Below are 25,153 nucleotides of genomic sequence, written 5' to 3' on the forward strand. Positions count from 1 at the left end.
CACCTGTTCCCATGCCGAACACAGAAGTTAAGCTCTCCAGCGCCGATGGTAGTTGGGGTTTCCCTGCGAGAGTAGGACGCTGCTAGGCAATTATTTATTGAAAAATATGTTGATTTTATACAATTAATATGCAATAATAATATTTATGGAGAATTAGCTCAGCTGGGAGAGCATCTGCCTTACAAGCAGAGGGTCGGCGGTTCGATCCCGTCATTCTCCACCATGCCGGCCTAGCTCAATTGGTAGAGCAACTGACTTGTAATCAGTAGGTTGGGGGTTCAAGTCCTCTGGCCGGCACCATTTAGTAAGAGCCATTAGCTCAGTCGGTAGAGCATCTGACTTTTAATCAGAGGGTCACAGGTTCGAATCCTGTATGGCTCATAGTCAAGCGGGTGTGGCGGAATTGGCAGACGCACTAGACTTAGGATCTAGCGCCTTCGGGCATGGGGGTTCGACTCCCTTCACCCGCACCATTCGATTATTATAGTAACGCGGAAGTAGTTCAGTGGTAGAACACCACCTTGCCAAGGTGGGGGTCGCGGGTTCGAATCCCGTCTTCCGCTCCATTAAAAATTAAGTTCGCCGGGGTGGCGGAACTGGCAGACGCACAGGACTTAAAATCCTGCGGTAGGTGACTACCGTACCGGTTCGATTCCGGTCCTCGGCACCATTTAAATTAGCGCCCATAGCTCAATTGGATAGAGCGTTTGACTACGGATCAAAAGGTTAGGGGTTCGACTCCTCTTGGGCGCGTATATAATAACGGGAATTAGCTCAGCTTGGTAGAGCACTTGGTTTGGGACCAAGGGGTCGTAGGTTCGAATCCTATATTCCCGATATACTTTTTATTACTGTGGGGGGTTAGCTCAGCTGGGAGAGCGCCTGCTTTGCACGCAGGAGGTCAGCGGTTCGATCCCGCTACTCTCCACCATAGTTTTAAACATTAAAAGATGAGTATACCAAGGCGGTGTAGCTCAGCTGGCTAGAGCGTACGGTTCATACCCGTGAGGTCGGGGGTTCGATCCCCTCTACCGCCATTTTTAAGGACCTTTAGCTCAGTTGGTTAGAGCAAACGGCTCATAACCGTTTGGTCGCAGGTTCGAGTCCTGCAAGGTCCATTTATCTTTTAATTATAATTTTATACTTTTTATTAACGTGGAGGAATACCCAAGCCTGGCTGAAGGGATCGGTCTTGAAAACCGACAGGGGTGTAATAGCCCGCGGGGGTTCGAATCCCTCTTCCTCCGTTTTTAATATTATTATCGCGGGATGGAGCAGTTCGGTAGCTCGTCGGGCTCATAACCCGAAGGTCGGTGGTTCAAATCCGCCTCCCGCAATTTTTTTATGTATCACGGTCCCGTGGTGTAGCGGTTAACATGCCTGCCTGTCACGCAGGAGATCGCGGGTTCGATTCCCGTCGGGACCGCCATTTAATTAAATATTGTTATTATGGTTCTGTAGCTCAGTTGGTAGAGCATCTGACTGAAGATCAGAGTGTCGGCGGTTCGACTCCGTCCAGAACCATATTTATTTTATGCCGGCCTAGCTCAATTGGTAGAGCAACTGACTTGTAATCAGTAGGTTGGGGGTTCAAGTCCTCTGGCCGGCACCATTGATTATGGAAGGGTAGCGAAGTGGCTAAACGCGGCGGACTGTAAATCCGCTCCTTCGGGTTCGGCAGTTCGAATCTGCCCCCTTCCATATTAAATGTAGGGGTATCGTATAATGGTAATATAGAGGTCTCCAAAACCTTTGATGTGGGTTCGATTCCTACTACCCCTGCCATGGCGATTGTGGCGAAGTGGTTAACGCACCGGATTGTGGCTCCGGCATTCGTGGGTTCGATTCCCATCAGTCGCCCCATTAATGGGCTGTAGCCAAGCGGTAAGGCAATGGATTTTGGCTCCATCACGCGAAGGTTCGAATCCTTCCAGCCCAGTTTTCTGGCGCCTTAGCCAAGTGGTAAGGCCGAGGACTGCAAATCCTCTATCACCGGTTCAAGTCCGGTAGGCGCCTTTTATTAAATGCGGAGGTAGTTTAGTGTTTATAACACTCTTCTTCCTGAAGAGAGACCCTGGTTTAAATCCAGGCCTCCGCTCCATATTTTATTTTGCGGAGATCGTATAGTGTTTATTACAGACCTCTTCCTGAGGTAAGACGTTGGTTTAAATCCAACTCTCCGCTCCATTTTATTAAAGACTTTAGGTCTTTTTTTTTGTAAATTTATTGATAATTTGTTAATTATCAGTTATTATTAAGTTTGTGCAATTTTTATTGCTCCCGTGGCGGAATTGGCAGACGCGTTGGACTCAAAATCCAATTCCTTTCGGAGTGCCGGTTCGATCCCGGCCGGGAGTATTCATTTACAGTCGCTAAGCACTAGCTTAACGGCTTTTTTTGTTGTCTTTTTTTGCACTTTTGACTTTATCTTACTATGTTTTTTCATAGTATAATCAATTGTAATCATGTATAATATGTATATTGAAATTGAATGAAAGTAGGTATTCATTTTGAACGCAAAAGAAACTGAAGTATTACGGTTAATAAGAGAGAATCCTTTTATTTCCCAATCTGAACTTTCTAAGAAGATTGGATTGACGAATGCATCAGTATCTAGAATTATCTCAGACCTAGTAAAGAAAGAATATATTACGGGTCAGGCGTATGTCTTAAATGAAGAATTTCCAATCGTTTGTATTGGTGCGGCTAACTTAGACCGTAAGTTCTTCGTACATAAAGAATTAATTCATGGTACAAGTAATCCGATTCATTCAGCTCATTCCGTTGGCGGTGTAGTCAGGAATATCGCAGAGAACTTAGGTAGGCTCGGTCAAAATGTTACTCTGATAACAACACGTGGTAATGATGCTGAGTGGACTAGGATTGAAAACGAATCAGAAGCATATATCAACTTAGATTTTTCAGCCATTATACCTGGCATGAGTACAGGCGCTTATACGGCTTTAATCAATGGTGAAGGTGAGATGGAATATGGGTTTGCCGATATGGATATCTATGATTCATTCACGCCAGACATTCTTATTAAACAAACGTATATATTAAAAAGAGCTAAATGTATTATTGTGGATCTTAACGTTCCAAAAGTTACGTTAGATTTTATTACAGCATATGCAAAAAAGCATAATATTAACCTAGTACTTATCCCTGTTTCAGGCCCAAAGATGGAGCATCTACCAGATAATCTAGAACCAGTGAACTGGTTAATCGTGAATAGAGATGAGACTGAAGCACACTTCGGCATCAAAATTACGAATGAAGATGAACTAAAGAGCGCTGCACGTAAGTGGAACGAACTCGGTGTAGAACATGTAGTTGTTACTAACGGTTCGAAATCACTCGTTTATTCGTCTTCATTTGATCAAAAGGTGTATAAAATTACACCAAGTAATAAAGTGGTGGACGTTACAGGAGCGGGAGATAGTTTCTCTTCAGCAATCATTTATGGTTGGTTAAAAGGATTATCAATTGATGAGTGTATAAAGATCGGTATGGTTAATTCTAAAAAGACAATAGAGACAGATTATACAGTTAGACAAGATCTTACAGAGAAACAATTAAAAATTGACTTGGAGGAAGTTACAAAATGAAACATTTATTAGACATTACACCAGAGGTACAAGAGGCATTAGATAACAACAAACCTGTTGTTGCTTTAGAATCAACAATTATTTCACATGGTATGCCATACCCACAAAACGTTGAAATGGCGACTAAAACAGAAGCGATTATCCGTGAGCAAGGTGCTGTTCCAGCAACTATCGCAATCATGGATGGTAAGATCAAAATTGGTCTTTCAGAAGAAGATTTAGAAACATTTGCTAAAACTGAAGGCATCGCTAAAGTTTCACGTCGTGATATGGCTGAGATTCTTGCGACAGGTCGCTTAGGTGCAACTACAGTTGCATCAACGATGATCGGTGCGAACCTTGCGGGTATTAAATTCTTCGTAACTGGTGGTATCGGTGGCGTACACAGAGGATACGAAGAGTATATGGACGTTTCAGCTGACTTAGATGAGTTAGGTAAAACAGATGTAGTTGTTATCTCAGCTGGCGCGAAGTCCATTTTAGACTTACCACGTACTATGGAGTACTTAGAAACTAAAGGTGTACCAGTAATTGGCTACCAAACTGATGAACTCCCAGCATTCTTTACTCGCGAAAGTGGATTAAAATTAGCTTCACACTTCGATACTACTGAAGAGATTGCTAAAGTAGTTAAAATGAAGCATGAGCTTGGTCTTGGTGGCGGAGTTTCAGTAGTAAACCCAATTCCAGAAGAGCAAGCAATGGACAAAGAATATATCGATAGCGTAATTAATAAAGCGATTGAGCAAATGGAAAAAGATGGTGTTAGTGGTAAAGATGCAACGCCATACCTACTTGGTGCAATCGTTGAAGCAACTGAAGGTAAGAGCTTAAAAGCAAATATCGATCTTGTATACAACAACGCACGTGTCGGTGGACAATTAGCTGTAGACTACTTCAATCTATAATTATGGAATACCCTAGAACTTGTAACATTATAAGTACTAGGGTATTTTTATATAAAGGAGTGTTTTATTTGAATTTTAAACGATATTTTAACATGAAATTACATAACAATAGTTTGTATTATATTAGCGATGAAAAAGGGAAACGAGAATTATTCAGATATGATATAAAACAAAAATGGTCTAAACAATTAACAAAAACTGATGAAAACGTAAAAGGATATTGGTTTGTTGGAGATAAACTTTACGTATCCATTGATTTTTCAGGGAATGAAAGAGAACAACTTTACTTATTAAAAAATGGATCTCTTGAACCAGTCATCGATGAACCAGAATACTTCCACCATTTTCTCACAGAGTTAAACAACACAGTTTATTTCACGAAAAATCATCATTTAGATGCTGGATTCCGTATATTTAATTTAGAAAATGAAGTTTTAGGTCATTTTGATGCACCAACAAAGATTATCGGTACAATCAATGATAATTATCTCGTTTTAAAAATGGACTATAGTTCGGTAGAATCTGAACTCGTGTTACTTGACGTTAATTCAAATGAAGTAGTTGATATTCCAGTTGAAGGACATCGTTTCTCATCTTTTAAACAGATTACACAAACCAAAGCACTCATCATCACTGATGCGACGAATGGTTTTATGAACCTTCATATGATGAACTTACAGACTTATGAATTAGAAGCGTTAACAGATCTAGATGCGGATATTTTATCTTATAAGCACTTTAAAAATAAAGAGTACATTGTAGATGTGAATGAAGCAGGTTATAGCGCACTATACAGCTTTAGTTTGCATGATTACGTTTTAGATCCATTAGACTTCTATCAAGATGGTGTCGTACACGGCTATGAAGTGGATAATCAAAAGTTATACGTATTATTCTCAAGCATGAACTCACCGATGCAGGTATATCAGTACACGTTTGATAACGGATCTATAAAGCAATTGTTCGGTAACAAACCAATCGATGCTTTTAAAACAACAAAGAAATCATATATGACATTTGACGAGAGAGAAATCGAATATTTTATGTACCCAATCGACGAAGACAATATCCCTACCGTTATTCACATCCACGGTGGTCCAGAGTCACAAGCTCGTCCAGAGTTTAATGAATTGTATTATGATTTATATAGAGATGGATTCCAAGTAGCTATACCAAATATTAGAGGATCTAGCGGATATGGTGTTGATTTCTTAAAGCTCGATGATATTGAGAAACGTTTAGATGCAATGCAAGACATCATTGAGCTTAAGAAACATCTAGTTGAAGGAAACGCCGATAAGGACAATATCTTCGTGATGGGGCGTAGCTATGGGGGTTTCATGACGCTTTTACTTGCCACGCATCACAGCGAAGAGTTCAAAGGTGCGGTTGATATAGTTGGAATCTCACACTTGAAGACATTCTTAAACAACACACCAAGTTGGCGCAGAAATTTAAGAAGTAAAGAATATGGTTTTATCGGAACACATGATGAATTTATGGAACGAATTGCGCCACTAAATAATAGTGAAAATGTAACAATACCACTTAGAATATTCCACTCAAAACACGATGCACGTGTACCAAATAGTGAATCAGTACAAATGTATGAAAAAATGAAGGGAAATGGGCAGGACGTGGAGTTTACATCATATCCAAATGATGGACATGCATATATGTTTAACAAAAATACTGATGATATGCATGTAAAAATCCGGACATTCTTTAAAAGTTTAATATAAAACATGTTGCCTAGCATGTTGTTTTGATGATAAAATGACTTTTGTTACTTTAAAATTGATTGAAGTACGTATTATATTGCGTTTAAATTTTAAAACAGTATAATTTTATATATTCATTAATGTGAAGAATATTTTTAAGTGTTATTCGAAGAGGTGAAAGTAGTGAAGGTGGAATTAACTAAGTTCCGTGTAAAGCCAGGTAAGAGTGATGTTGTCGATGAGTGGATTAATTATATCCATGAATCTATGGACGGCGTTATGAAAAATCTTGAAGGCGATAAGATCTATGTGGAAACAATCTTTAGAGAAGCGTTTAATGATGTCGAGTACCTATACTGGTACAGCATGCAAGATAAAATAGCAGCAGAATCAGAGCCGATTTCTCCGATTGACGAAAAGCATTTAGAATACTTTGATGAATGTATTGATAAGACATTTAGACCAGAAGACATGACAGCAGCTGCTGTCATGATACAAGATAAATTTAAAACATACATGAAAAACTAAAAGCTGATTCTTATGAATCAGCTTTTTCTATAAATTCTTTAATTGCGACTGCTTGGTTGTACTCTTCATTTTTTGCACCATATATAAGCGTTACATTGTGACCATCTGATTTTTCTTTAATCAATTTTAACAAGTTATCATGTCTCTGTAACTCTTTGAAGTACTTCTTCTTAAACTCATCCCACTTTTTTGGGTCGTGATCGAACCACTTTCTAAGTTCTTTAGAGGGTGCTAATTCTTTATACCATTCATCATAGCTTAAAACTTCTTTCTTAACGCCACGTGGCCAAACACGGTCTACTAGGATCTGCATGCCATCTTGAGAACTCTTATCCTCATATAATCGTTTGACTTTTAACACATGAATCACTCCTAAATATTAAATACCCTAATTTATATATGTTAAAATAATTAAATGAGAGAAGGTGAGAAAGTATGGATAGACATGAATTTAAACAAAAAGTAATCGAATATGCACATTCAATTGGAATTGACGAAATAGGTTTTACTCATGCAGAGCCATTTTATGAATTTAGAGAAAAACTCGTAGACTATTATCAGAAAAATTATGAGTCTGGTTTTGAGAAGGGAACAATCGATGAACGAACTACTCCTAAGATGTCATTGCGATCTGCCCAGTCCATCATCTCAATTGCTGTTGGGTATCCAAATAAGTTAAAGGGTGCTCCAAAATCTAAACGTGGTGAACGTCGTGGTATTTTTGCGCGTGCATCATGGGGAGTGGACTATCATGTCTTACTCAGAAAACGACTCGATAAACTTCAAAAATTCATTGAAGAACATATTGAAGAAGTAGAGTGTCTCTCGATGGTTGATACAGGCGTTCTATCTGACCGAGAAGTTGCACTTAGAAGCGGTCTTGGATTTATCGGTAAAAATGGATTTCTGATTAATCCTAATCTCGGTACGTGGAGCTATCTTGGAGAAATGCTTGTGTCCTATCCATTTCCACCTGATGAAGAACTCATTGATAGCTGTGGTGATTGTACACTTTGTATAGATCGTTGTCCAACGCAGGCTTTAATTGGGAACGGTCAACTCGATTCGAAACGGTGTATTTCATTCTTAACTCAAACAAAGACACTCATTCCAGATGAATTTAGAAAGTCGATAGGTAACAGAGTGTATGGATGTGATACCTGTCAGCAAGTATGTCCAAGAAATAAGGGAATCAACACAGAGCATGTAGACATTGTACTAGAGCCTGAATTACTTAAACCAGAACTCACTGGTCTCTTAGAAATTTCGAACCGTGAATTTAAAGAAACATACGGACATCTTGCAGGAGTATGGCGTGGTAAGAATCCAATTCAGAAAAACGCTATTATTGCACTCGCACATTTCAAAGAAGAAAGTGCAGTGCCAGTTTTAAAAAGAGTCGCTGAAAATGATGTTCGTCCAGTTATTAAAGCAACTGCATATTGGGCAATCGGACAGATCTTAGGCAGTGAGGCACTCCCATATATTAATGAAAGATATAAAATTGAACAAGATGAAATGATTAAAACTGAAATGCTGAAAGGTATTCAAGAAGTAGGGTAGAAAAATGAATCATATTGTACTATTTAGACCAGATATTCCTCAAAATACAGGAAATATTGGAAGAACATGCGCAGCAACAAACACAAAATTACACTTAATTAAACCATTAGGATTTGAAATCTCAGACAAGCATTTAAAACGTGCAGGCATGGATTATTGGTATGATTTAGATGTTAAAATCCATGAGAATTTCGATGATTTCTTTGAAAATGAAAAAGGATATTATTATTTTATCAGTAAATTTGGAAAAAATTTCTATCACGAACAAGATTATAATGTCACAGATCATGATGTGTATTTTATATTCGGACGTGAGACCAAAGGACTACCAGAAGAAATTAAAGAGAAATACAAAGATTGCTTGATGAGAATCCCGATGGGAGAAGACTTTAGAAGTTTAAATGTATCAAACACAGTGGCATTAATTTTATACGAGGCACTTAGACAACAAGGATTTAAAAACCTGAGTTAGGAGAATTAAAGTGAACGAAACCATTAAACTTTTACAGAATCACAGGTCGTTAAGAAAGTTTGAAGAAAGAGCTTTAGATCAAGATACGATACACATACTTATTAAGTCAGCACAACAAGCATCTACGTCAAGCTACGTCCAAGCATACTCAATTATAGGTATCACTGATCCTGAGAAGAAAAAAGCAATTAGAGAAATTAGTACGCAGGCATATGTTGAATATAATGGACATCTGTTTATTTTTGTAGTGGACTACAATCGTCACAAACAGCTAGCAAGTCGCTCGGATTATGAAATTAAATTCAATTCAACAGAAAGCTTACTTGTAGGTATTGTGGATGCAGCCCTCGCTGCAGAAAATATGGCAATAGCTGCAGAATCAATGGGACTAGGGATCGTTTTCCTGGGTTCAATTAGAAATGATGCAGCGAAAATGATTGAGATATTAAACTTACCTGAAGGCACATTCCCGATATTTGGTATGGCCGTTGGATATCCAGTAGAAGAGGGAAGTTTCAAAGAAAGACTACCGCTTGAAGCAGTATACTTTGAAAATGAATATCCAGAGTTTGAAGAAGTAAAAGAATCACTTAACGATTATGATGAAACAGTGACACAGTATTATAAAACTAGAGAAGAAAACAAACGTAATGATAAGTGGTCAAGACAAGTTATGAAGACATTATCAAAGAAAGAACGATTAGATGTGCATGACGTCCTAAAGAACCAAGGGTTCTTAGGTCAATAGACAAAAAAAGACTAGACATATGTCTAGTCTTTTTTCTATTCGCGAATTTTATTCGCACCGTCGTCTTTATATCCCCATTCGCTATCACGAGCTGCAGTTAAAATTGCAGTAATGAATGAAGCACAAACCATTAAAATTAAAATAGCTTTCATTCTATATGCCTCCAGTGCATTTCTTTAATAATTCCATTATATATGAATTCACGTGAATAAAAAAGGATAAATTGAATTTCATATACTAAATACTGTTTAAATTGTTCGATCTAGGGTAATCTAATAGTAATAAATCGTACTTTAAAATGGGGGACTTTCAACATGGCTTTAAACTTTAAAATTTTCAATACAAAAGACGACGCAGATTTTTATCTTGCAGATATTATCAGAAAGCAACTAAATAAAGATCCACATACAGTGCTTGCTTTAGACTTAAATGACAAGCTGTCAGATACGTACGATAAGTTCTTAGCGAATTCTAAGAGCAATACTTTAAACTTAGCTAATACAAAACTATTTCTATTAAATAGCGCTGGTAAATCTAAATTTAATCAGCTACAAATTCCAGAGTCTCAAATAAAAAATGTGAGTGATGATACAGCTTTAAGCAATGGGTTAGATAAGAAAGAAAAAATTAACGTTGCATTATTAAATCTAGACGATCATTCACGGGTTGGATTTAAGCAAAGCGATGACCAAGAACAATTACTCACAGCTAAAGAATTATTTATTTATGCTTCTGGCATAGACGCAGCTGAAGCGGTGTTAAAACTTTATAATGCTGATTTAAGTACAAGTGGGTCATTATCTGACATTAAGAAACATAGAATGGTCACTGTAGTATTGGACCAAGAAGCAGCTTCACGTCTAGACACTGATTTCAGAGAATATTACACATACAAATTTGCGTAAGAGGTGAGTATATTGAAAGATGAATTAAACAAGAATTCAGAGCATAAAGAAAAGTTAAAAGAAGAAAACACAGATGCAAATGAGATGACATTCAACAAGGAAGACGTTGAGAAGCTAGGCGATGAGATGGAAGAAATATCTCAAAATAAACACAGTCCAATCGACAGTGATAACTATGGAGCCGATCTCGAACGTTCAAAAAGTGTAAAAGTACACAAAAAGTCAGAAAACTAAATAATAAATGTAAGCGAGAACATTTTTCAGATGAATCCTTCCTGATTTTGGGTTACACTATGTGTAAATACATTTTCAGGAGGATTTTTAAATGTCTTACAGAATTGAACACGATACATTTGGAGAAATTCAAGTACCAAGCGATAAGTTTTGGGCTGCACAAACTCAGCGTAGCTTACAAAACTTCCCTGTTGGTAAAGAAAAAATGCCTATTGAGGTAGTTGTTGCATTTGCTGAACTAAAAAAAGCAGCTGCAATCGTAAACAACGAACTTGGAAAACTTTCTGATGTTAAGAAAGATGCAATTGTACAGGCATGTGACAAAGTTATTGCACGTGAACTCGATGAGCATTTCCCATTAGTCGTATGGCAAACAGGTAGTGGTACACAGAGTAACATGAACGTGAACGAAGTGGTAGCTCACGTTGCAAATGATTACTTAAAAGAACAAGGAAGCGACGAAGTCGTTCACCCAAATGACGATGTGAACAAATCACAAAGTTCAAATGACACGTACCCAACTGCAATGTACGTTGCATTAATGACCGCAGTAGAAGAAAAAACAATCCCAGCGTTAAAAGTTTTAAGAGATACTTTTAAAAAACAAGAAGATAAATTCAAAGACATCATCAAGATTGGTAGAACTCACTTACAAGATGCAACGCCTCTTTCTTTAGGACAAGAAGTTGGTGGATGGAGATATTCATTAGATAAATCACTAGAAATGATTAACGAGTCTAAAAAACAGTTATCTAACCTTGCGATTGGTGGTACTGCAGTAGGTACAGGCTTAAATGCACACCCTGAGTTCGGTGACCGCGTTGCGGCACAAATTTCTAAACAAACTGGTTTAGAATTCGTTTCTTCTGAAAATAAATTCCACGCACTATCACAATATGATGAAGTGGTTTACTTCCACGGAGCATTAAAAGCACTCGCTGGTGACTTAATGAAGATTGCTAACGACATCAGATGGTTGGCTTCAGGTCCACGTGCGGGTATCGGTGAAATCACTATCCCTGAAAACGAGCCTGGATCATCAATTATGCCAGGTAAAGTAAACCCAACTCAGGCTGAAATGTTAACAATGGTTGTTGCTCAAGTTATGGGTAACGATACAACAGTAAGCTTCGGTGCGTCACAAGGTAATTTTGAACTTAACGTATACAAACCAGTAATCTTACTGAACACATTACAATCTATTTACTTATTAGGGGACGGTATGCAAGTATTCAACGACAACTGTGCTGTTGGTATTGAGCCAAACATGGAAGTTATTGATGAGCTACTAAACCGTTCATTAATGTTAGTAACTGCACTTAACCCACATATTGGTTATGAAAACGCAGCTAAGATTGCTAAGAATGCACACACTAAAGGAATCACACTTAAAGAATCAGCACTTGAAACGGGTCTATTAACTGAAGAGCAGTTTGACGAGTGGATTCGTCCTGAGGACATGATTCATCCTAACGCATAGTAGGTGTTTACAATGAAACGATTTGCACTGTTAGATATTGGTTCAAACACAATTCGTTTGGTGTTGTTTGAGTACACGTCAGGCGAAGGGTTAAGAGAAATTAAAAATATAAAAACTCCTGCACGTCTAGCGCAATATCTGGACAATGAAAATGTCATGGAAGAAGCTGGAATTCTTATACTTCTGGACATACTCGAAGGTTTTAAAGGGATTGCAGAAAGATATAATATTACAGAGATACACACAGCAGCCACGGCTGCTGTTCGTGCATCTAAGAACAAAATAGATATACAAAAACGTGTAGAAGAAGAGTTGAAATTCCCCCTTAGAATATTATCTGGTGAAGAAGAAGCATACTTTGGTTATAAAGCTGTTGTACATTCAATTGGTCATAAAGATGCGATCACTATAGATATTGGTGGGGGATCTACAGAGCTTACGTTTTATGAAAACAAAAATCTTGTTTATTCGACGAGCCTTCCTTTCGGTGTTGTGACATTAAAAAACAAGTTTTTTAAAGATGCACACAATAATGTAGAAGCTATAGAAAACACCAGACAGTTTGTTAAAAATGAACTTAAATCAGTGAGATGGATAAAAGATAGAAGCGTTCCAATTGTTGCGATTGGCGGTTCTGCACGTAACGTTGCAAGAATTCATCAAGCAATGATCAGCTACCCAATTGCTGGAGTTCATGGATATTCCATGCAATTAAAACATTTACAAAAAGTTAACAATCTCTTAATGGAAACACCAACAGATGAGTTAGATAGTATTGATGGGCTTTCTAAAGACCGTTCTGATTTGATAATACCAAGTATTATCGTTTTTGAAGAACTATTCGAAATGGTGGATGCGACTGCATTCGAATTTTCTAGACAAGGTCTTCGTGAAGGCATGTCTATGGAGATTATTAAAAATGACTATCCTCTTGCATTCAATAAATTTGAAGTGCTTGAGATTTCCCTTATTGAACTATCAAACGTGTTTCATGTAGATAGAACAAGTGGCAAAAAACGTGCCTCATTAGCTGAAGGTATCTATCATGAGCTTTTTAGACACGGTTTTATTGATGTAAAGAGGAAGCATAAATACTTGATGATGAATGCGGCAAAGCTGTATAAGCTCGGGGATTTTATAGATAGTGATGCTGGATCTCAGCACACGTTTTATTTGCTATCAAACTTTAATATATTGGGGTTAAAACACAAAGATAGGGTGAGACTTGCACTACTAGCAAGCTATAAGAATAATTCGCTACTATCATTTTATATGAGAGAAATCGATTGGTTTACTGAAGAAGATCAAGAGCAAATTCGTAGGATGGGAAGCATCATCAAGTTTGCAGATTCTCTAAATAAATCAGGAACCGATACGATTGTAGATGTGATGATTAGTGACAAAGGCGAACGTTTAGACTTAATAGTACGCTATCAAGGAGATCCTGTTGCGGAGGAGTATCTTGCGATGCGTCACTTGAAACATATTGAATACATTACTGGAAAGCCAATTGATTTAGTTTTTGTAGAGTGTAAGGACTGATTGCAATGGATATTAATTTAAATAATCGTAATTACTACAATAATAGAGAACTCAGTTGGCTGATGTTTAACTACCGCGTTCTAGAGGAGTCAATGGATACATCGAATCCTCTTTTAGAACGCTTAAAATTTTTGGCGATAACTGCGTCTAACTTAGATGAGTTTTATATGGTTCGTGTTGGTGGACTAAAAGACCAAGAATTTGTTGAGTATAATGTTCCAGAGAATAAAACACAGCTGACGGCGCATGAACAACTGATTGAGATTAGTAAATTAAATAAAAAGAACTGTGTTGACGCATATGAACAGTTTCACAAACTTATGGATGAGTTGAGTGAATACAATATTCACTTCACACGTCCAGACAAACTTCCGGAATCACTTAAAAGTGAACTTGAATCTACTTTTGATTCAGAGATATTTCCGACTCTCACACCTCTTGGTATTGATGCATACCGTAGTTTTCCAAAGTTAATGAATAAAAAAATAAATATTTACGTGAATTTATCTAATGATACAAGTGAGGAAATCGCAATTGTACAGTTGCCTAGTGTTCTTAAACGATTCTATGAATTTAGAGAAAGAGGGAACACTTATATTGTAATGACTGAAGATATTATTGAAAAATTTGTTTACAAGTTATTTAATGGGTATACGATAGATCGTACATTTAGTTTTAGAATCACGAGAAATGCGGACCAAACGCTTCATGAAGAAGGTGCGCTAGATATGCTTGTAGAAATTGAGCGATTCTTGAAAGAGCGTGAAAAGGGTGTAGCAGTACGACTGGAAATCGACGTTTCTAAATACAAGAAGATTAATGGATCGTTCCTTAGAAACTCATTATTTTTAACAAAAGAAGATGTGTTCAAGTATGATGGGCCACTTGATCTAACTTTTCTTTTTGAGCTTGTTTCTAGATATAAGAACGAGTTGAAAAACCTTTTATTCAAACCCTTTTATCCGCAAGTACCAAAGTTTTTAGGACAACAAAATATTTATGATTTAGCTTTAGAAAGAGATATATTTTTGCATCACCCATATGAATCATTTCAGCCTGTAGTGGACTTCATTGAACAGGCATCATTAGATCCCGATGTATATGCAATAAAACAAACTTTATATAGAGTATCTAATGATTCACCAATTATTCAAGCGTTAAAAAAGTCGAGTGCAAATGGCAAGCAAGTCACTGTGCTTGTAGAGCTTAAGGCACGCTTTGACGAAGAAAACAACGTACAGTGGGCAAAAGAATTAGAGGATGCAGGGTGTCATGTAATATACGGTATGAACTATCTTAAGACCCACTCTAAAATAACTTTAGTCGTTAAGAAAGTTAGAGACCAGCTCGTAAGCTTTGTGCATTTAAGTACAGGTAACTACAATGACTCGACGGCTAAACTCTATACAGATATGGGAATTATTACAACTGATAAAAAAATCAGCAAAGATGCCATTAATTTCTTCAATTATTTAAGTGGATATTCGAATAAGCCACAATATGAATCATTGCTCGTAGCTCCTTACGAAATCCAAGATAAGTTAGTTGAGTTTATTGACAGAGAAATCGAACATCAGAAGAAACAAGGTAATGGGTATATATTTGCCAAGATGAATGCATTAACAGACAAACGACTCATAAAAAAGTTACTTCAAGCATCTATAGCAGGTGTGAAAATAGACTTGATGATACGTGGAATTTGTTGCTTACGACCAAATATAGAAGGTGTAAGTGATAATATAACTGTTCGCAGTATTGTTGGCAGATTCTTAGAACATTCGAGGATCTATTATTTTGGTAATGGCGGAGAAGAGGAAATCTACCTATCGAGTGCAGATATGATGACGAGAAATATGTTAAAGCGCGTTGAAATCATGTTCCCTGTTGTAGATAAAAATATTCAAGAAGAAGTGAAAGAATTAATCGATATATTTTTGAAAGATAATGTCAAAACACGTATTGGTCAAAGCGACGGAACATATAAATACATTGAAACAACAGGCAAGAAATTTAACTCACAAGAAGAATTATTAAAGCGTGCATTAAAAAATACAGCGTTGCTCCATCTTGATAATGCGAATATAAGTATAGATTAGAATATAAAAGCGCACTAACCGCCTAGGTGGATAGTGCGCTTTTATTATTTTATACAATAATTTTCGGGTAAGTGTTCAAACGCTAACCAATCTCCAGTAATCGGATGGTTAAATCCAATATGTGTAGCATATAGTTCCATGCGTTTAGAACGCATTCCTTCATATACAGTGTCACCGATGATCGGTGCGCCAATATGTGAGAGATGAACGCGTATTTGGTGTGTACGACCAGTTTCTAGCTTCGCAGTGATTTCATAGTGATCGTCTACCGAAGTACATGATAGAATATGTGTCACAGCACGCTTACCACGCTTATGATCCACCTGATGAGTATTTGTCGTATGTGGTTTTTTACCAATACGTGCTTCAATAATTTGTGGTTTTACCTCATTGGATACTCTAGCGAGATATTTTCGGTCAATCAATCTTTCTTCTAAATCAAAATCCAACATCTTTTTAATATATGGATTTAATGCAACTAATAGTAGGCCAGATGTTGTTTGATCTAAACGATGAATTGGCTCAATATAATCAACGCCTAATGTAAACTTGACATCATTGATGAGCGTGTCCGTCTCAACACCGTTTGGATGAGTCTTTTGTCTCTCTGGCTTATGAACGACTGCAAGGTAATTATCACTATATATTACTTTAGCGTTATTTCCACTTGGTTTATAGTTAGACTCTGTTTCGAAATCTGGGATGTCGACGATATCACCTGCTGAAATAGTAGCATTAAGCCTAGCAGGCTCATTGTTTATAAGAATATTTTTTGACATTCTAAGCCAGTGCAACTCCTTTTTAGGAACATGCATAGACTTTAACGCTTCGTCTAAAGTCATATTATTAAGAGAATCTTTTACTTTAAAAATCATTGTTCTTGTGCCGCTTTAATCCAGGCAGTGTAATCTTCAGCTTTTTCAGGTGCACCTTCAGCACGTTCTACTTCTTTACCATCATTGAAGTAGATCAGTGTAGGCGTTACGTTACCTTTGTGCTGTTGCATGAATTCTGGATATTCTAATACGTTAACCTGAACGAGGTTGAAATCTTTAGTGTTCTTAGAGTCAATCAATAGTGGTGTTGCCATTTTACAATACTCACAAACTGGGCTCCAAAGATATACGAATACTTCATCTTCATTTTCAATTTTTTTGTTAGCTTCGTCAGGTGTGAAATTAAATTGATAGTTTTCGTCATCTAATACTTCTTTAGTGGGACCTTGAAGCTCACTTGGCTCCTTATCTGTGTATGGATAGTAACCTGATTTACTTAGGTTTTCAGAAGTTTCCTCCTTTTGTGACATGAAGTAAAATACACCACCAAATACAAGAATAATCGCGACGATTACGCTATAAAATATTTTGTTATTCATTTTGATTTCCTTTCTTAATTAAGATTGATAATACAATTATTATAAAGAATGCTGTAAGACTTAGAAAGGGTATAGTAACAAATCCAAACCAGTTTATAAATATACCTGCACATGTGCCATCCGTACACGCATTTAAATTTTCTTTTAAAAAGTCTAGCTTTTGTAAACCATAATGATAAAGCCCAATTAAAAATCCTATAATTGCCATAATTCTAATGTAGAGACGCGCATTACAATCATCTTTAACATTTGAGATAAATGAAATAATTATAATCGGATACATTAGAATACGTTGATACCAACAAAACTCACAGGGCGTGTAATCTCTAATCTCTGAAAAGTACAAAGATCCAAGTGTTGCAACCAAAGAAACGATGAAAATAAGTTGCATATATATTTTGTTTTTCAATAGAACACCTCATTTTTTGTAAATGTACTGTATTTATTTTATCATGAAGATAATAAAGATAGGAAAAAAGAGTGGCTATTTTATAACAATTATGGTGATAACATGAAAACAAAGTTGCAATTATTAAAAGATATTGCTGAATTTTTAAACGAAGAGACAGATAAGGATCGCATGCTACAAGGTGCACTAAAGATGCTTATTGATAACAGTGAGTTTGCAACTGGATGGGTATTTTTTATAAACGGCCATGGTGAACATGAACTAGGGGCGCATTATAAGTTACCGAAAAGCTTAACGAACGAAGACTTTAGTCATCTAACTTATGGGAAATGTTGGTGTGTGAATCAATATAATAGAAATAATTTAGAGAAGGCAACAAATATTTTTGTATGCTCTAGACTCGAAAAAGCAGCTCGAGCATATGTCGATGAAAATAATGGTATCACACATCACGCTACTGTACCCTTAATGTCAGGGGGAGAATCTTATGGATTATTAAACGTTGCTACACCGTACGTCAAAGAATTCTCACAAGAAGAGCTTAATCTTTTAGAATCCGTAGCTTTTCAAATTGGTTCAACACTCAAACGCATAGATTTAAATAGAAGAGAACGAGAAAACATCTTAGTTCAAGAACGCCAGAGGCTCGCACGTGATTTACATGACTCCGTCAACCAAATGCTGTTTTCAATCAACATTATGTCAAATGGACTAAAGCGTCTCGATGATATGAATAAGATAAAAACAACGATATCATCGATTGAAGATACTTCTAAATATGCAATGAGAGAAATGAAAGCATTAATCTGGCAGCTTAAACCAATTGGACTTGAAAATGGCATGATACAAGCCATTGAGCATTATGCAAAACTATTAGGAGTAGATGTTGACATTGAAATTAACGGATTTTACGATCTTGATGATAAGAGTGAAGCACAGATCTTCAGAGTCATCCAGGAAAGTTTAAATAATATTAAAAAGCACTCAGGAGTAACGAAAGCAGTAATTAAAATTTTAAACCACGATACAGAATTTTACTTAACAGTAGAGGACAAAGGAAAAGGTTTTAGAATCGATACAAAGCATCCATATAGCCACGGCATTAAAAATATGAATGAACGTGTCACTCAAATAGGTGGAGTCTTTAAAATCGAATCTGAGTTAAATAAAGGTACTGCCATTACCGTAAGACTAAAGAAAAAGAAGGGGTCTATTTATGAGTAACATTGTGATAACAGACGATCATGCTGTAGTCCGTGAAGGCATGAAATTTTTACTGAGTACGACAGATGATTTAAATGTGATTGAAGACTTTGAAAGTGGACAGAAATTAATAGAGTATCTAAAATCGAATCATAAAAAAGTAGAACTTGTTCTCCTAGACCTGGTTATGCCTGAAATGGATGGCATTGAAGTTACACGAGTAATTAAACGAGATTTTAAAGATGTGAAAGTCGTTATTCTAACTAGCTACACAGCAGAAGAATATGTACGACCAGTAATCCAAGCTAAGGCGGATGGATACTTAATAAAAGAAATGGATGCTACAGATTTAATTGAATCAATTCGTGGAGTATTAGAGGGTAGAGCAGTGATTCACCCAGAAATCACAAAACTATTAAAAGAAAATAGCGATATGCCGCACCAGAGAAATATTCTTTCAACGAGAGAGTTGGAAGTACTTGGTGAGATGGCTACAGGAAAATCAAATAAAGAAATTGCAGAAACTCTATTTGTAAGTGAAAAAACGGTCAAGACACACGTGAGTCATATATTGACTAAACTCGAAGTGTCTGACCGTACACAAGCAGTCATATATGCGATTCGTCATAACATAGTAAAGTTATAAGGTTTTTTTGAGAGAAGGTTCAAGGTGAACGATTGTTTCAGTATCACCAAACTCTTCTCTTATCATATTTTCAATATCTTCAGTGATTTTATGTCCTTCTACAACATTTAAATGAGGGTTGATTGTAACTGTTACATCGATGAAATACATAAACCCATGGCTACGTCCTTTTATGTCTACTACGTTTATTACTCCTTCAACTTCACCAATTAATTCGCGCATCTGTTTTAACAACTTAGAGTCGAAACCATCTGTCAAAGTTGTCGCAGTTTCTTTAAAAATCATAATACCTGTATAGATAATCACAATTCCAATAGCAAATGAAGCAATGGTATCAAGAGTTTCGATACCAATGAGTACACCAATTATACCAACAGTTGCGCCCAGGGAAACAAGACCGTCTTGGAAGTTATCAAATGATGCTGCTTTTAGTGCAACGCTTTTCACTTTATTTGCGAGTCGATAGTTATATAGAGCGACGACGAGCATGACAACCATCGATCCAATTGAAACATAAAGAGATAAAAGAGAAGGTTCGGCATATGTTTTACTCGTTACTTTATTAATTGCTTGTATAATGACTTGAATACCAACTGCAAACATAATAAATGAGGCAATTAATGCAGCAATAAGTTCGGCGCGGTAATGACCATACGTATGATTTTTATCTCTAGGAATAAGTGCGATTGTTAGCCCAATAAATAAAGCTAATGAGCCAATGACGTCTGTAAAGTTATTTAAACCGTCAGCCAAAAGCGCATGAGATGAATCAACATATCCAACAATAATCTTTATGAGTGTTAAAAAGATATAAGTGATTACTGAGAGTAGTGCACCAGATCGAGCTTTCTTAATGTTTAAACTGAGAGAGTCATCATGCCTCATGCGAATAGCCTCCATTTTTCATTCACTAAATATGATACCATACTCTGCTGTTCATTAAAAAGTCAAGGTTTGAACAAAAAATTTATGAATAGGTAATAATATACTTAATAAATATTTACAATATTTAAATATTAGCCATATAATGAAAATAGTAGCTAACCTTAAAAAGGGGGAAACAAAGATGACAGAAAAGCAAAAGATGTCAAGCAATAAAAAAATGACATATAGTATTATTATTGGGCTCGTTTTAGGTATTATTATTGGGTCTATATTTAACTTATATTATGATATGTCATTTGTTCAAATTGTCGATCAGTACATATTCACGGTTGTTGGACAGATATTCTTGAACTTAATCTTCATGATGGTAGTGCCGGTTGTTTTTGTATCGATTGTACTCGGAGTTGTTAACGTCGGTGATCCTAAAAAATTAGGAAGTATTGGTATTAAAACGATTGTTATGTACCTAATTACGACAGCAGTTGCAATATCGATTGCAATGACAGTAGCAAACATTCTAGATCCGGGTGTTGGTAAAGGGGATTTACTCAATTCATCTGAAGTTTCAGAATATCGTGAAACGACATTTGGTGGAGAAACGAATGTTGAAAATATTAATGCTTCAACGCAAACATTTGACCAAACATTAATTAGCATTATACCCAAAAATATCATAGAAGCCATGAGTACTACTAACATGTTACAAATCATTGCATTTTCAGTTTTTATTGGTATCGCAATGATTGCATTAAAAGACAAGATTCCCACGGTGATTCGTTTATTTGAAGAAGCTGAAAAAGTAATCATGCTTATCGTTATGTCTATAATGAAATACTTTGCAGCAATCGGTGCATTTGGACTTGTTGCTACTGCATTTACTCAAGCAGGATTTGGTGCAATTAAGTCATTAGGGATGTATTTCCTATGCGTATTACTTGCGTTACTTATACATTTTTGTTTAGTATATGGTTCAATGGTAAAATTCTTAGCGAAAAAGAGTTTCATTTGGTTCGTTAAAGGCTTTGCACCAGCTATGACAGTTGCGTTCAGTACATCATCGTCAAACGCTGTACTCCCTATCTCACTTGATTCAGCTCAAAAGAACTTGAAAATTAGAGAATCAATCTCTAGCTTCGTTCAACCTTTAGGAGCAACAATTAATATGGATGGGACAGCAATTATGCAAGGAGTAGCGACTGTATTTATCGCACAACTTTCTGGCATTGATTTAACACTCATGCAGATGATAACAGTCGTCGTCATTGCATCAATTGCAAGTATCGGTACTGCTGGTGTTCCAGGCGTAGGTCTTATTATGTTAGCAATGGTCTTAACAACTATCGGACTTGACCCTGCTGCTATTGGTATTATCATTGGTATAGATAGATTACTAGATATGACTCGAACACTTGTAAATGTTACTGGTGATGCTGCGGTAGCACTTGTAATTGATCATCAAGAAGACCTCAAAGAAGGTAAAAAAATAACAGCTACGAGATAACAAAAAGTTTTAGTTTGAAGGGATGAATCATGAATGGATAGAAAGGCCTTCACAAAGGTAATTCAGTCAAAATTTAAAATCATAAGAACAGAAGCAGGCTATACACAAGACTCAATGAGTCAAACAGTGGGACTATCTAAAAAAACGCTCGTACAAATTGAGAAAGAGCGTGTTATTCCAAACTGGACAACATGTGTATCCATTTGTGCTTTATTCAGAGACAGCGACACATTAACAAGCACGTTTGGTGGGGATCCATTAGAACTTGCGCAAGTATTATCTAGAGGTAATGCATTTTATCCAGACTACTTAAAAGAAAGTTTATATTGGGAAACGGTTAAAGAGAAAGAAGGTTGGACATTACAAAAGAATAAGATGAATGACTTACACAGAGTATTAAATCCGGAGAATCGACCGGTGCATGCATCTTATCTTGAACGTCAATCGACCACATATTTCAAGCAAAAAATAAAAGAATAAAAGAGCGCACTTGCGCTCTTTTTTTAAAGGAGTTTTTAAAATGGCTACAATATACGTAGTCATCTTTATGGCAACTATTGGTGCAGTTATTGGTGGTGTTACAAATACGATTGCAATAAAGATGTTATTTAGGCCTTACGAGGCAAAGTATTTATTTGGTAAAAAATTACCATTTACTCCAGGTGTAATTCCTATGAGACGTGATGAGGCATCTACAAAACTCGGTGCTATCGTAACAGAACATTTACTGACTCCGGAAGTTTTTGTTGAAAAATTAAACTCAACAGAATCACAGAAATTTATTGAACTATTTTTAGACAGACAAATTGAAACGTTAGAAACAGAACAGACGACAATCCGTTATATTCTGGAAAGAATATCTCCAGGGTTATCTGAAAAAATTGTGAACTATCTGAACATAGAGATTAGCGACAAAATAAATGAGTATAGTTTTAAGCTCATGGATAGAGAAATTAAATCACTTCTTCCAGGTGAGGCAAAATTTACTTTAGATAATGAAGTGGCAAACTTGCATGAAAGAATTAACAGTAGGCTAATATTGTATTTATCTAGTGAAAAAGGTGCCGAAGACATTCGCACTATGGTAGATGATTTCATTGAAAATCGAGGTAAGCTTGAAAAAGCAATTAAGTATGTAATTTCGAAAGACTCGCTTACCGAACGCATTCAAAATGAACTCATTAATCTACTTTCACACGGTGATATGAAGAAAATAGAACAAGAATTTATTATGACAGAGTATCAGAAGTTCATCGAAAAAAAGATTCACTGCTATATCAGTGATGTGGATAGAGCACGTGTAACAAGTTCAATTGTTGATGAAGTTAGGAATAAAATTAATATTGATGAACTTTTTGATTATCCGATTGTTAATTTTAGTCCATCCTTGTTTAAATCATTTAAAACAAGAGGTAAGCACACGCTAAGACACAATATTACAGCATACTTTGGAATGAATATGCCTAAGATTATTGAAAAGCTCAAGCTTGCGGAAGTGATTAAGAATCAGATTGATAGTTTTGAGCTAGACAAGTTAGAGTCACTCGTTATGGATGTAGCGAATAAAGAGTTCAAAATGATTATGTTTTTAGGATACTTCTTAGGTGGACTAATCGGACTAATTCAAGGATTAATAATTGGATTTTTGAACTAAACACTTCATTTATGTTACATTTATATTATCAAAAAATAGATTGAGGAGAATTATATGAGCGTTAATGTATACGACCAAGCAAATGCACTTGAAAGTGCGTTAAGAAAATCAGAGGAGTTCACTAATTTAAAAGCATTATATGAATTAGTAAATGGAAATGCAGAATCTAAAAAGCTCTTTGATGAGTTCAGAAACATTCAAATGGAACTTCAAACAAAGCAAATGAACGGTGAAGACATCTTAGACAGCGATGTTGAACGCGCACAACAATCAGCACAAGCTATTGAGGAAGATGAAAACATCAAACAACTAATGGAAGCCGAACAAAAATTAAGTGCACTTATTCAAGATTTAAACCGTGTCATCATGAAACCGATTGAAGAACTATACAAGCTAAATAACTAAAAAACAAGAGAGGTTCATACCTCTCTTTTTTTAATTTTTGGTATACTATAAGGAAGGTAACATGAGAAAGGATCGAGTATATGGTTAAATTTATTCACGCAGCAGACTTGCATTTGGATAGTCCGTTCAAATCTCGTTCTAAAATGCCATCAAACATAGTAAATAAACTGATGAATAGTACATTCGTCGCAGCAAAACGCATGTTTGATTATGCAATTGACCACAAGATAGATTTTATGATTTTGTCTGGTGACGTATTTGACGCAGATAACCGTTCATTAAAATCAGAAATATTCTTAAAAGAACAGTTCGAAAGACTTGAGAACCATGGGATTTTCACATACATGATTCATGGTAATCATGACCCTGTTGTCGATGGTATAAAAACAAGTTGGCCAAGCACAGTGAAAGTATTCGGAGAGAACGTTGAGACTTACCAGGCGATGACGAGTAGAGGAGAAAATGTGTTTATTCATGGATTCAGCTACTATCAGGACGAATCATATGAAAGCAAGCTTGACCAATACCCAACAAATACAAGAAACGATGGTATTCATATTGGACTGCTTCACGGTACTTACTCAAAATCAGTCCGTGACATTGGTCGATACACAGAATTTACGCTAGAGGATTTAAACTCTAAATTGTATCACTACTGGGCACTTGGTCATATTCACATGAGACAAACTTTGACTGAAATGCCATTAATCAACTATTCGGGAAATATCCAGGGCAGACACGTGAACGAATCAGGAGAAAAAGGATTCTTACTCGTTGAAGGTGACAGCATTAAACTGAGCAGCACATTCATCCCTGTTCAAGATATTTTATTTGAAACATATGAAATAGACGTGACAAGTGTTGACCGTATGGATCTTTACCAAGAAGTGACGAAGTTCAAGAATAAGTTAAGGGTAGATGGTAGACAGATTGTTCAACTCATAGCATACTACGATGGCGATGAAGACATCCGTTCGACAGATTTATTCGAAGTCATTAATTTGCTTCAAGAAGATGAAGCGGATATCGACGACTTCATTTGGATAGATGAAATGAAGCTCGAATATAAAGATGCAGAAAGAAACGCATTAATTAATGATATTAAAGCTTCATTTGGAAGAAATGACTCAATTTATAAAGAATCACTGAACACACTCTATATGGATCCGAAAGTGAACAGATATCTCCCTGACATCGAACATATAGACCGTGAAGTATTATTTGAACTTGGTGAAGAAAAACTAAAACTATTAATGAGGAAGTAGTAAGA

The 25,153-nt window shown here is 36.3% G+C and carries 24 protein-coding genes, 24 tRNA genes and 1 rRNA gene; 44 read left to right on the top strand and 5 right to left on the bottom strand.

Features of this window, described 5'->3' with window-relative positions:
* The 29 genes from rrf to H9D55_RS07500 form a co-directional block, all read left to right on the top strand.
* A 5S ribosomal RNA gene (gene rrf / locus H9D55_RS07360) occupies nt 1–88 on the top strand; the annotation flags it as partial.
* 59 nt (nt 89–147) lie between these two features.
* A tRNA-Val gene (locus H9D55_RS07365) sits at nt 148–223 on the top strand.
* Between the two features lies 1 nt (nt 224).
* Nucleotides 225–300: transfer RNA gene (locus H9D55_RS07370), tRNA-Thr, on the top strand.
* A gap of 8 nt (nt 301–308) precedes the next feature.
* Nucleotides 309–381: transfer RNA gene (locus H9D55_RS07375), tRNA-Lys, on the top strand.
* Nucleotides 382–388: 7 nt separating this feature from the next.
* Nucleotides 389–473: transfer RNA gene (locus tag H9D55_RS07380), tRNA-Leu, on the top strand.
* Nucleotides 474–491: 18 nt separating this feature from the next.
* Nucleotides 492–566 (top strand) — tRNA-Gly (locus H9D55_RS07385).
* A 15-nt stretch (nt 567–581) separates the two neighbouring features.
* Nucleotides 582–670 (top strand) — tRNA-Leu (locus H9D55_RS07390).
* Between the two features lie 9 nt (nt 671–679).
* A tRNA-Arg gene (locus H9D55_RS07395) sits at nt 680–753 on the top strand.
* Between the two features lie 10 nt (nt 754–763).
* Nucleotides 764–837, top strand: a tRNA-Pro gene (locus H9D55_RS07400).
* Nucleotides 838–855: 18 nt separating this feature from the next.
* Nucleotides 856–931, top strand: a tRNA-Ala gene (locus H9D55_RS07405).
* 32 nt (nt 932–963) lie between these two features.
* A tRNA-Met gene (locus H9D55_RS07410) sits at nt 964–1,037 on the top strand.
* A gap of 7 nt (nt 1,038–1,044) precedes the next feature.
* Nucleotides 1,045–1,118: transfer RNA gene (locus tag H9D55_RS07415), tRNA-Ile, on the top strand.
* 39 nt (nt 1,119–1,157) lie between these two features.
* Nucleotides 1,158–1,247 (top strand) — tRNA-Ser (locus H9D55_RS07420).
* Between the two features lie 16 nt (nt 1,248–1,263).
* Nucleotides 1,264–1,337, top strand: a tRNA-Met gene (locus tag H9D55_RS07425).
* Nucleotides 1,338–1,353: 16 nt separating this feature from the next.
* A tRNA-Asp gene (locus H9D55_RS07430) sits at nt 1,354–1,429 on the top strand.
* Between the two features lie 22 nt (nt 1,430–1,451).
* A tRNA-Phe gene (locus H9D55_RS07435) sits at nt 1,452–1,524 on the top strand.
* Between the two features lie 12 nt (nt 1,525–1,536).
* Nucleotides 1,537–1,612: transfer RNA gene (locus tag H9D55_RS07440), tRNA-Thr, on the top strand.
* An 8-nt stretch (nt 1,613–1,620) separates the two neighbouring features.
* Nucleotides 1,621–1,701: transfer RNA gene (locus tag H9D55_RS07445), tRNA-Tyr, on the top strand.
* A gap of 10 nt (nt 1,702–1,711) precedes the next feature.
* Nucleotides 1,712–1,785 (top strand) — tRNA-Trp (locus H9D55_RS07450).
* Nucleotides 1,786–1,787: 2 nt separating this feature from the next.
* Nucleotides 1,788–1,863, top strand: a tRNA-His gene (locus H9D55_RS07455).
* A gap of 4 nt (nt 1,864–1,867) precedes the next feature.
* Nucleotides 1,868–1,939: transfer RNA gene (locus H9D55_RS07460), tRNA-Gln, on the top strand.
* Between the two features lie 6 nt (nt 1,940–1,945).
* A tRNA-Cys gene (locus H9D55_RS07465) sits at nt 1,946–2,016 on the top strand.
* A gap of 10 nt (nt 2,017–2,026) precedes the next feature.
* A tRNA-Gly gene (locus H9D55_RS07470) sits at nt 2,027–2,101 on the top strand.
* A gap of 11 nt (nt 2,102–2,112) precedes the next feature.
* Nucleotides 2,113–2,187: transfer RNA gene (locus H9D55_RS07475), tRNA-Arg, on the top strand.
* 89 nt (nt 2,188–2,276) lie between these two features.
* Nucleotides 2,277–2,358: transfer RNA gene (locus tag H9D55_RS07480), tRNA-Leu, on the top strand.
* A gap of 152 nt (nt 2,359–2,510) precedes the next feature.
* Nucleotides 2,511–3,608: a carbohydrate kinase gene (locus tag H9D55_RS07485; protein ID WP_186078241.1), complete on the top strand. Its 1,098-nt coding sequence runs from the start codon at nt 2,511–2,513 to the stop codon at nt 3,606–3,608.
* A complete protein-coding gene (locus H9D55_RS07490) occupies nt 3,605–4,516 on the top strand; it encodes a pseudouridine-5'-phosphate glycosidase (RefSeq protein WP_186078243.1) in 912 nt (303 codons plus the stop codon). The genes H9D55_RS07485 and H9D55_RS07490 overlap by 4 nt, the downstream gene beginning before the upstream one ends.
* Nucleotides 4,517–4,584: 68 nt before the next feature.
* On the top strand, nt 4,585–6,258 hold the full coding sequence (locus H9D55_RS07495; RefSeq protein ID WP_186078244.1) for an alpha/beta hydrolase family protein: 1,674 nt from the start codon (nt 4,585–4,587) through the stop codon (nt 6,256–6,258).
* Between the two features lie 162 nt (nt 6,259–6,420).
* Nucleotides 6,421–6,765, top strand: coding sequence for a DUF6176 family protein (locus tag H9D55_RS07500; RefSeq protein ID WP_186078246.1), 345 nt, complete (start codon nt 6,421–6,423; stop codon nt 6,763–6,765).
* A 10-nt stretch (nt 6,766–6,775) separates the two neighbouring features.
* On the opposite strand, the gene H9D55_RS07505 is transcribed toward H9D55_RS07500, so the two are convergent.
* Entirely contained in the window at nt 6,776–7,126 is a 351-nt protein-coding gene (locus tag H9D55_RS07505; RefSeq protein WP_186078247.1) for a DUF488 domain-containing protein, read from the bottom strand.
* 74 nt (nt 7,127–7,200) lie between these two features.
* On the opposite strand from H9D55_RS07505, the gene queG reads away from it, so the two are divergent.
* The 8 genes from queG (at nt 7,201) to H9D55_RS07545 (ending at nt 15,805) form a co-directional block, all read left to right on the top strand.
* A complete protein-coding gene (queG, locus tag H9D55_RS07510) occupies nt 7,201–8,328 on the top strand; it encodes a tRNA epoxyqueuosine(34) reductase QueG (protein ID WP_186078249.1) in 1,128 nt (375 codons plus the stop codon).
* A gap of 4 nt (nt 8,329–8,332) precedes the next feature.
* Entirely contained in the window at nt 8,333–8,800 is a 468-nt protein-coding gene (gene trmL / locus H9D55_RS07515) for a tRNA (uridine(34)/cytosine(34)/5-carboxymethylaminomethyluridine(34)-2'-O)-methyltransferase TrmL (RefSeq protein ID WP_186078251.1), read from the top strand.
* A gap of 10 nt (nt 8,801–8,810) precedes the next feature.
* Nucleotides 8,811–9,548 carry an oxygen-insensitive NADPH nitroreductase gene (gene nfsA, locus H9D55_RS07520; protein WP_186078253.1) on the top strand — a complete coding sequence of 246 codons (738 nt, stop codon included), beginning with the start codon at nt 8,811–8,813 and terminating at the stop codon, nt 9,546–9,548.
* Nucleotides 9,549–9,862: 314 nt separating this feature from the next.
* Nucleotides 9,863–10,453 carry a sugar phosphate isomerase family gene (locus H9D55_RS07525; protein WP_186078255.1) on the top strand — a complete coding sequence of 197 codons (591 nt, stop codon included), beginning with the start codon at nt 9,863–9,865 and terminating at the stop codon, nt 10,451–10,453.
* A 12-nt stretch (nt 10,454–10,465) separates the two neighbouring features.
* Nucleotides 10,466–10,687 carry a hypothetical protein gene (locus H9D55_RS07530; RefSeq protein ID WP_186078257.1) on the top strand — a complete coding sequence of 74 codons (222 nt, stop codon included), beginning with the start codon at nt 10,466–10,468 and terminating at the stop codon, nt 10,685–10,687.
* Between the two features lie 91 nt (nt 10,688–10,778).
* Nucleotides 10,779–12,167: a class II fumarate hydratase gene (gene fumC / locus H9D55_RS07535; protein ID WP_186078259.1), complete on the top strand. Its 1,389-nt coding sequence runs from the start codon at nt 10,779–10,781 to the stop codon at nt 12,165–12,167.
* 12 nt (nt 12,168–12,179) lie between these two features.
* Nucleotides 12,180–13,709: a Ppx/GppA family phosphatase gene (locus H9D55_RS07540; protein WP_186078261.1), complete on the top strand. Its 1,530-nt coding sequence runs from the start codon at nt 12,180–12,182 to the stop codon at nt 13,707–13,709.
* A 5-nt stretch (nt 13,710–13,714) separates the two neighbouring features.
* Nucleotides 13,715–15,805: an RNA degradosome polyphosphate kinase gene (locus H9D55_RS07545; RefSeq protein WP_186078263.1), complete on the top strand. Its 2,091-nt coding sequence runs from the start codon at nt 13,715–13,717 to the stop codon at nt 15,803–15,805.
* 44 nt (nt 15,806–15,849) lie between these two features.
* On the opposite strand, the gene H9D55_RS07550 is transcribed toward H9D55_RS07545, so the two are convergent.
* Genes H9D55_RS07550 through H9D55_RS07560 form a run of 3 tightly spaced genes read right to left on the bottom strand, consistent with a single transcriptional unit; the run spans nt 15,850 to nt 17,571 of the window.
* Nucleotides 15,850–16,680 carry an RluA family pseudouridine synthase gene (locus tag H9D55_RS07550; RefSeq protein WP_186078265.1) on the bottom strand — a complete coding sequence of 277 codons (831 nt, stop codon included), beginning with the start codon at nt 16,678–16,680 and terminating at the stop codon, nt 15,850–15,852.
* Nucleotides 16,677–17,180: a thioredoxin family protein gene (locus H9D55_RS07555; RefSeq protein WP_186078267.1), complete on the bottom strand. Its 504-nt coding sequence runs from the start codon at nt 17,178–17,180 to the stop codon at nt 16,677–16,679. The genes H9D55_RS07550 and H9D55_RS07555 overlap by 4 nt, the downstream gene beginning before the upstream one ends.
* Nucleotides 17,173–17,571, bottom strand: coding sequence for a disulfide oxidoreductase (locus H9D55_RS07560; RefSeq protein ID WP_186078268.1), 399 nt, complete (start codon nt 17,569–17,571; stop codon nt 17,173–17,175). The genes H9D55_RS07555 and H9D55_RS07560 overlap by 8 nt, the downstream gene beginning before the upstream one ends.
* A 120-nt stretch (nt 17,572–17,691) precedes the next feature.
* Between H9D55_RS07560 and H9D55_RS07565 the strand changes: the two genes are divergently transcribed.
* Both H9D55_RS07565 and H9D55_RS07570 read left to right on the top strand, forming a co-directional pair.
* Nucleotides 17,692–18,813, top strand: coding sequence for a GAF domain-containing sensor histidine kinase (locus H9D55_RS07565; protein WP_186078270.1), 1,122 nt, complete (start codon nt 17,692–17,694; stop codon nt 18,811–18,813).
* Nucleotides 18,806–19,438: a response regulator gene (locus tag H9D55_RS07570; protein ID WP_186078272.1), complete on the top strand. Its 633-nt coding sequence runs from the start codon at nt 18,806–18,808 to the stop codon at nt 19,436–19,438. The genes H9D55_RS07565 and H9D55_RS07570 overlap by 8 nt, the downstream gene beginning before the upstream one ends.
* Here H9D55_RS07570 and H9D55_RS07575 read toward each other — a convergent pair.
* Nucleotides 19,433–20,323, bottom strand: coding sequence for a cation diffusion facilitator family transporter (locus tag H9D55_RS07575; protein ID WP_186078274.1), 891 nt, complete (start codon nt 20,321–20,323; stop codon nt 19,433–19,435). The two genes, H9D55_RS07570 and H9D55_RS07575, sit on opposite strands and share 6 nt — an antisense overlap.
* Before the next feature lie 181 nt (nt 20,324–20,504).
* On the opposite strand from H9D55_RS07575, the gene H9D55_RS07580 reads away from it, so the two are divergent.
* The 5 genes from H9D55_RS07580 to H9D55_RS07600 all read left to right on the top strand — a co-directional run bounded on the left by H9D55_RS07580 (nt 20,505) and on the right by H9D55_RS07600 (nt 25,148).
* Entirely contained in the window at nt 20,505–21,824 is a 1,320-nt protein-coding gene (locus tag H9D55_RS07580; RefSeq protein WP_235963145.1) for a dicarboxylate/amino acid:cation symporter, read from the top strand.
* 33 nt (nt 21,825–21,857) lie between these two features.
* A complete protein-coding gene (locus H9D55_RS07585; protein WP_186078276.1) occupies nt 21,858–22,304 on the top strand; it encodes a helix-turn-helix transcriptional regulator in 447 nt (148 codons plus the stop codon).
* Between the two features lie 40 nt (nt 22,305–22,344).
* A complete protein-coding gene (locus H9D55_RS07590; protein WP_186078278.1) occupies nt 22,345–23,478 on the top strand; it encodes a DUF445 domain-containing protein in 1,134 nt (377 codons plus the stop codon).
* Between the two features lie 54 nt (nt 23,479–23,532).
* The gene (locus tag H9D55_RS07595; RefSeq protein WP_186078280.1) at nt 23,533–23,883 is read left to right on the top strand and encodes a YlbF family regulator; all 351 of its coding nucleotides are present in this window, start codon (nt 23,533–23,535) and stop codon (nt 23,881–23,883) included.
* 80 nt (nt 23,884–23,963) lie between these two features.
* Nucleotides 23,964–25,148: a metallophosphoesterase family protein gene (locus H9D55_RS07600; protein ID WP_186078282.1), complete on the top strand. Its 1,185-nt coding sequence runs from the start codon at nt 23,964–23,966 to the stop codon at nt 25,146–25,148.
* Nucleotides 25,149–25,153 lie beyond the last annotated feature (5 nt).

This window comes from Phocicoccus pinnipedialis (genome assembly GCF_903994035.1).
GTDB lineage: Bacteria > Bacillota > Bacilli > Staphylococcales > Salinicoccaceae > Phocicoccus > Phocicoccus pinnipedialis.

Coding starts and splice junctions, on each gene's coding strand:
- H9D55_RS07490 (WP_186078243.1), top strand. CDS start 3,605: ATGAAACATTTATTAGACATTACACCAGAGGTACAAGAGGCATTAGAT.
- queG (WP_186078249.1), top strand. CDS start 7,201: ATGGATAGACATGAATTTAAACAAAAAGTAATCGAATATGCACATTCA.
- trmL (WP_186078251.1), top strand. CDS start 8,333: ATGAATCATATTGTACTATTTAGACCAGATATTCCTCAAAATACAGGA.
- H9D55_RS07525 (WP_186078255.1), top strand. CDS start 9,863: ATGGCTTTAAACTTTAAAATTTTCAATACAAAAGACGACGCAGATTTT.
- fumC (WP_186078259.1), top strand. CDS start 10,779: ATGTCTTACAGAATTGAACACGATACATTTGGAGAAATTCAAGTACCA.
- H9D55_RS07540 (WP_186078261.1), top strand. CDS start 12,180: ATGAAACGATTTGCACTGTTAGATATTGGTTCAAACACAATTCGTTTG.
- H9D55_RS07545 (WP_186078263.1), top strand. CDS start 13,715: ATGGATATTAATTTAAATAATCGTAATTACTACAATAATAGAGAACTC.
- H9D55_RS07550 (WP_186078265.1), bottom strand. CDS start 16,680: ATGATTTTTAAAGTAAAAGATTCTCTTAATAATATGACTTTAGACGAA.
- H9D55_RS07555 (WP_186078267.1), bottom strand. CDS start 17,180: ATGAATAACAAAATATTTTATAGCGTAATCGTCGCGATTATTCTTGTA.
- H9D55_RS07560 (WP_186078268.1), bottom strand. CDS start 17,571: ATGCAACTTATTTTCATCGTTTCTTTGGTTGCAACACTTGGATCTTTG.
- H9D55_RS07565 (WP_186078270.1), top strand. CDS start 17,692: ATGAAAACAAAGTTGCAATTATTAAAAGATATTGCTGAATTTTTAAAC.
- H9D55_RS07570 (WP_186078272.1), top strand. CDS start 18,806: ATGAGTAACATTGTGATAACAGACGATCATGCTGTAGTCCGTGAAGGC.
- H9D55_RS07575 (WP_186078274.1), bottom strand. CDS start 20,323: ATGAGGCATGATGACTCTCTCAGTTTAAACATTAAGAAAGCTCGATCT.
- H9D55_RS07580 (WP_235963145.1), top strand. CDS start 20,505: ATGACAGAAAAGCAAAAGATGTCAAGCAATAAAAAAATGACATATAGT.
- H9D55_RS07585 (WP_186078276.1), top strand. CDS start 21,858: ATGGATAGAAAGGCCTTCACAAAGGTAATTCAGTCAAAATTTAAAATC.
- H9D55_RS07590 (WP_186078278.1), top strand. CDS start 22,345: ATGGCTACAATATACGTAGTCATCTTTATGGCAACTATTGGTGCAGTT.
- H9D55_RS07595 (WP_186078280.1), top strand. CDS start 23,533: ATGAGCGTTAATGTATACGACCAAGCAAATGCACTTGAAAGTGCGTTA.
- H9D55_RS07600 (WP_186078282.1), top strand. CDS start 23,964: ATGGTTAAATTTATTCACGCAGCAGACTTGCATTTGGATAGTCCGTTC.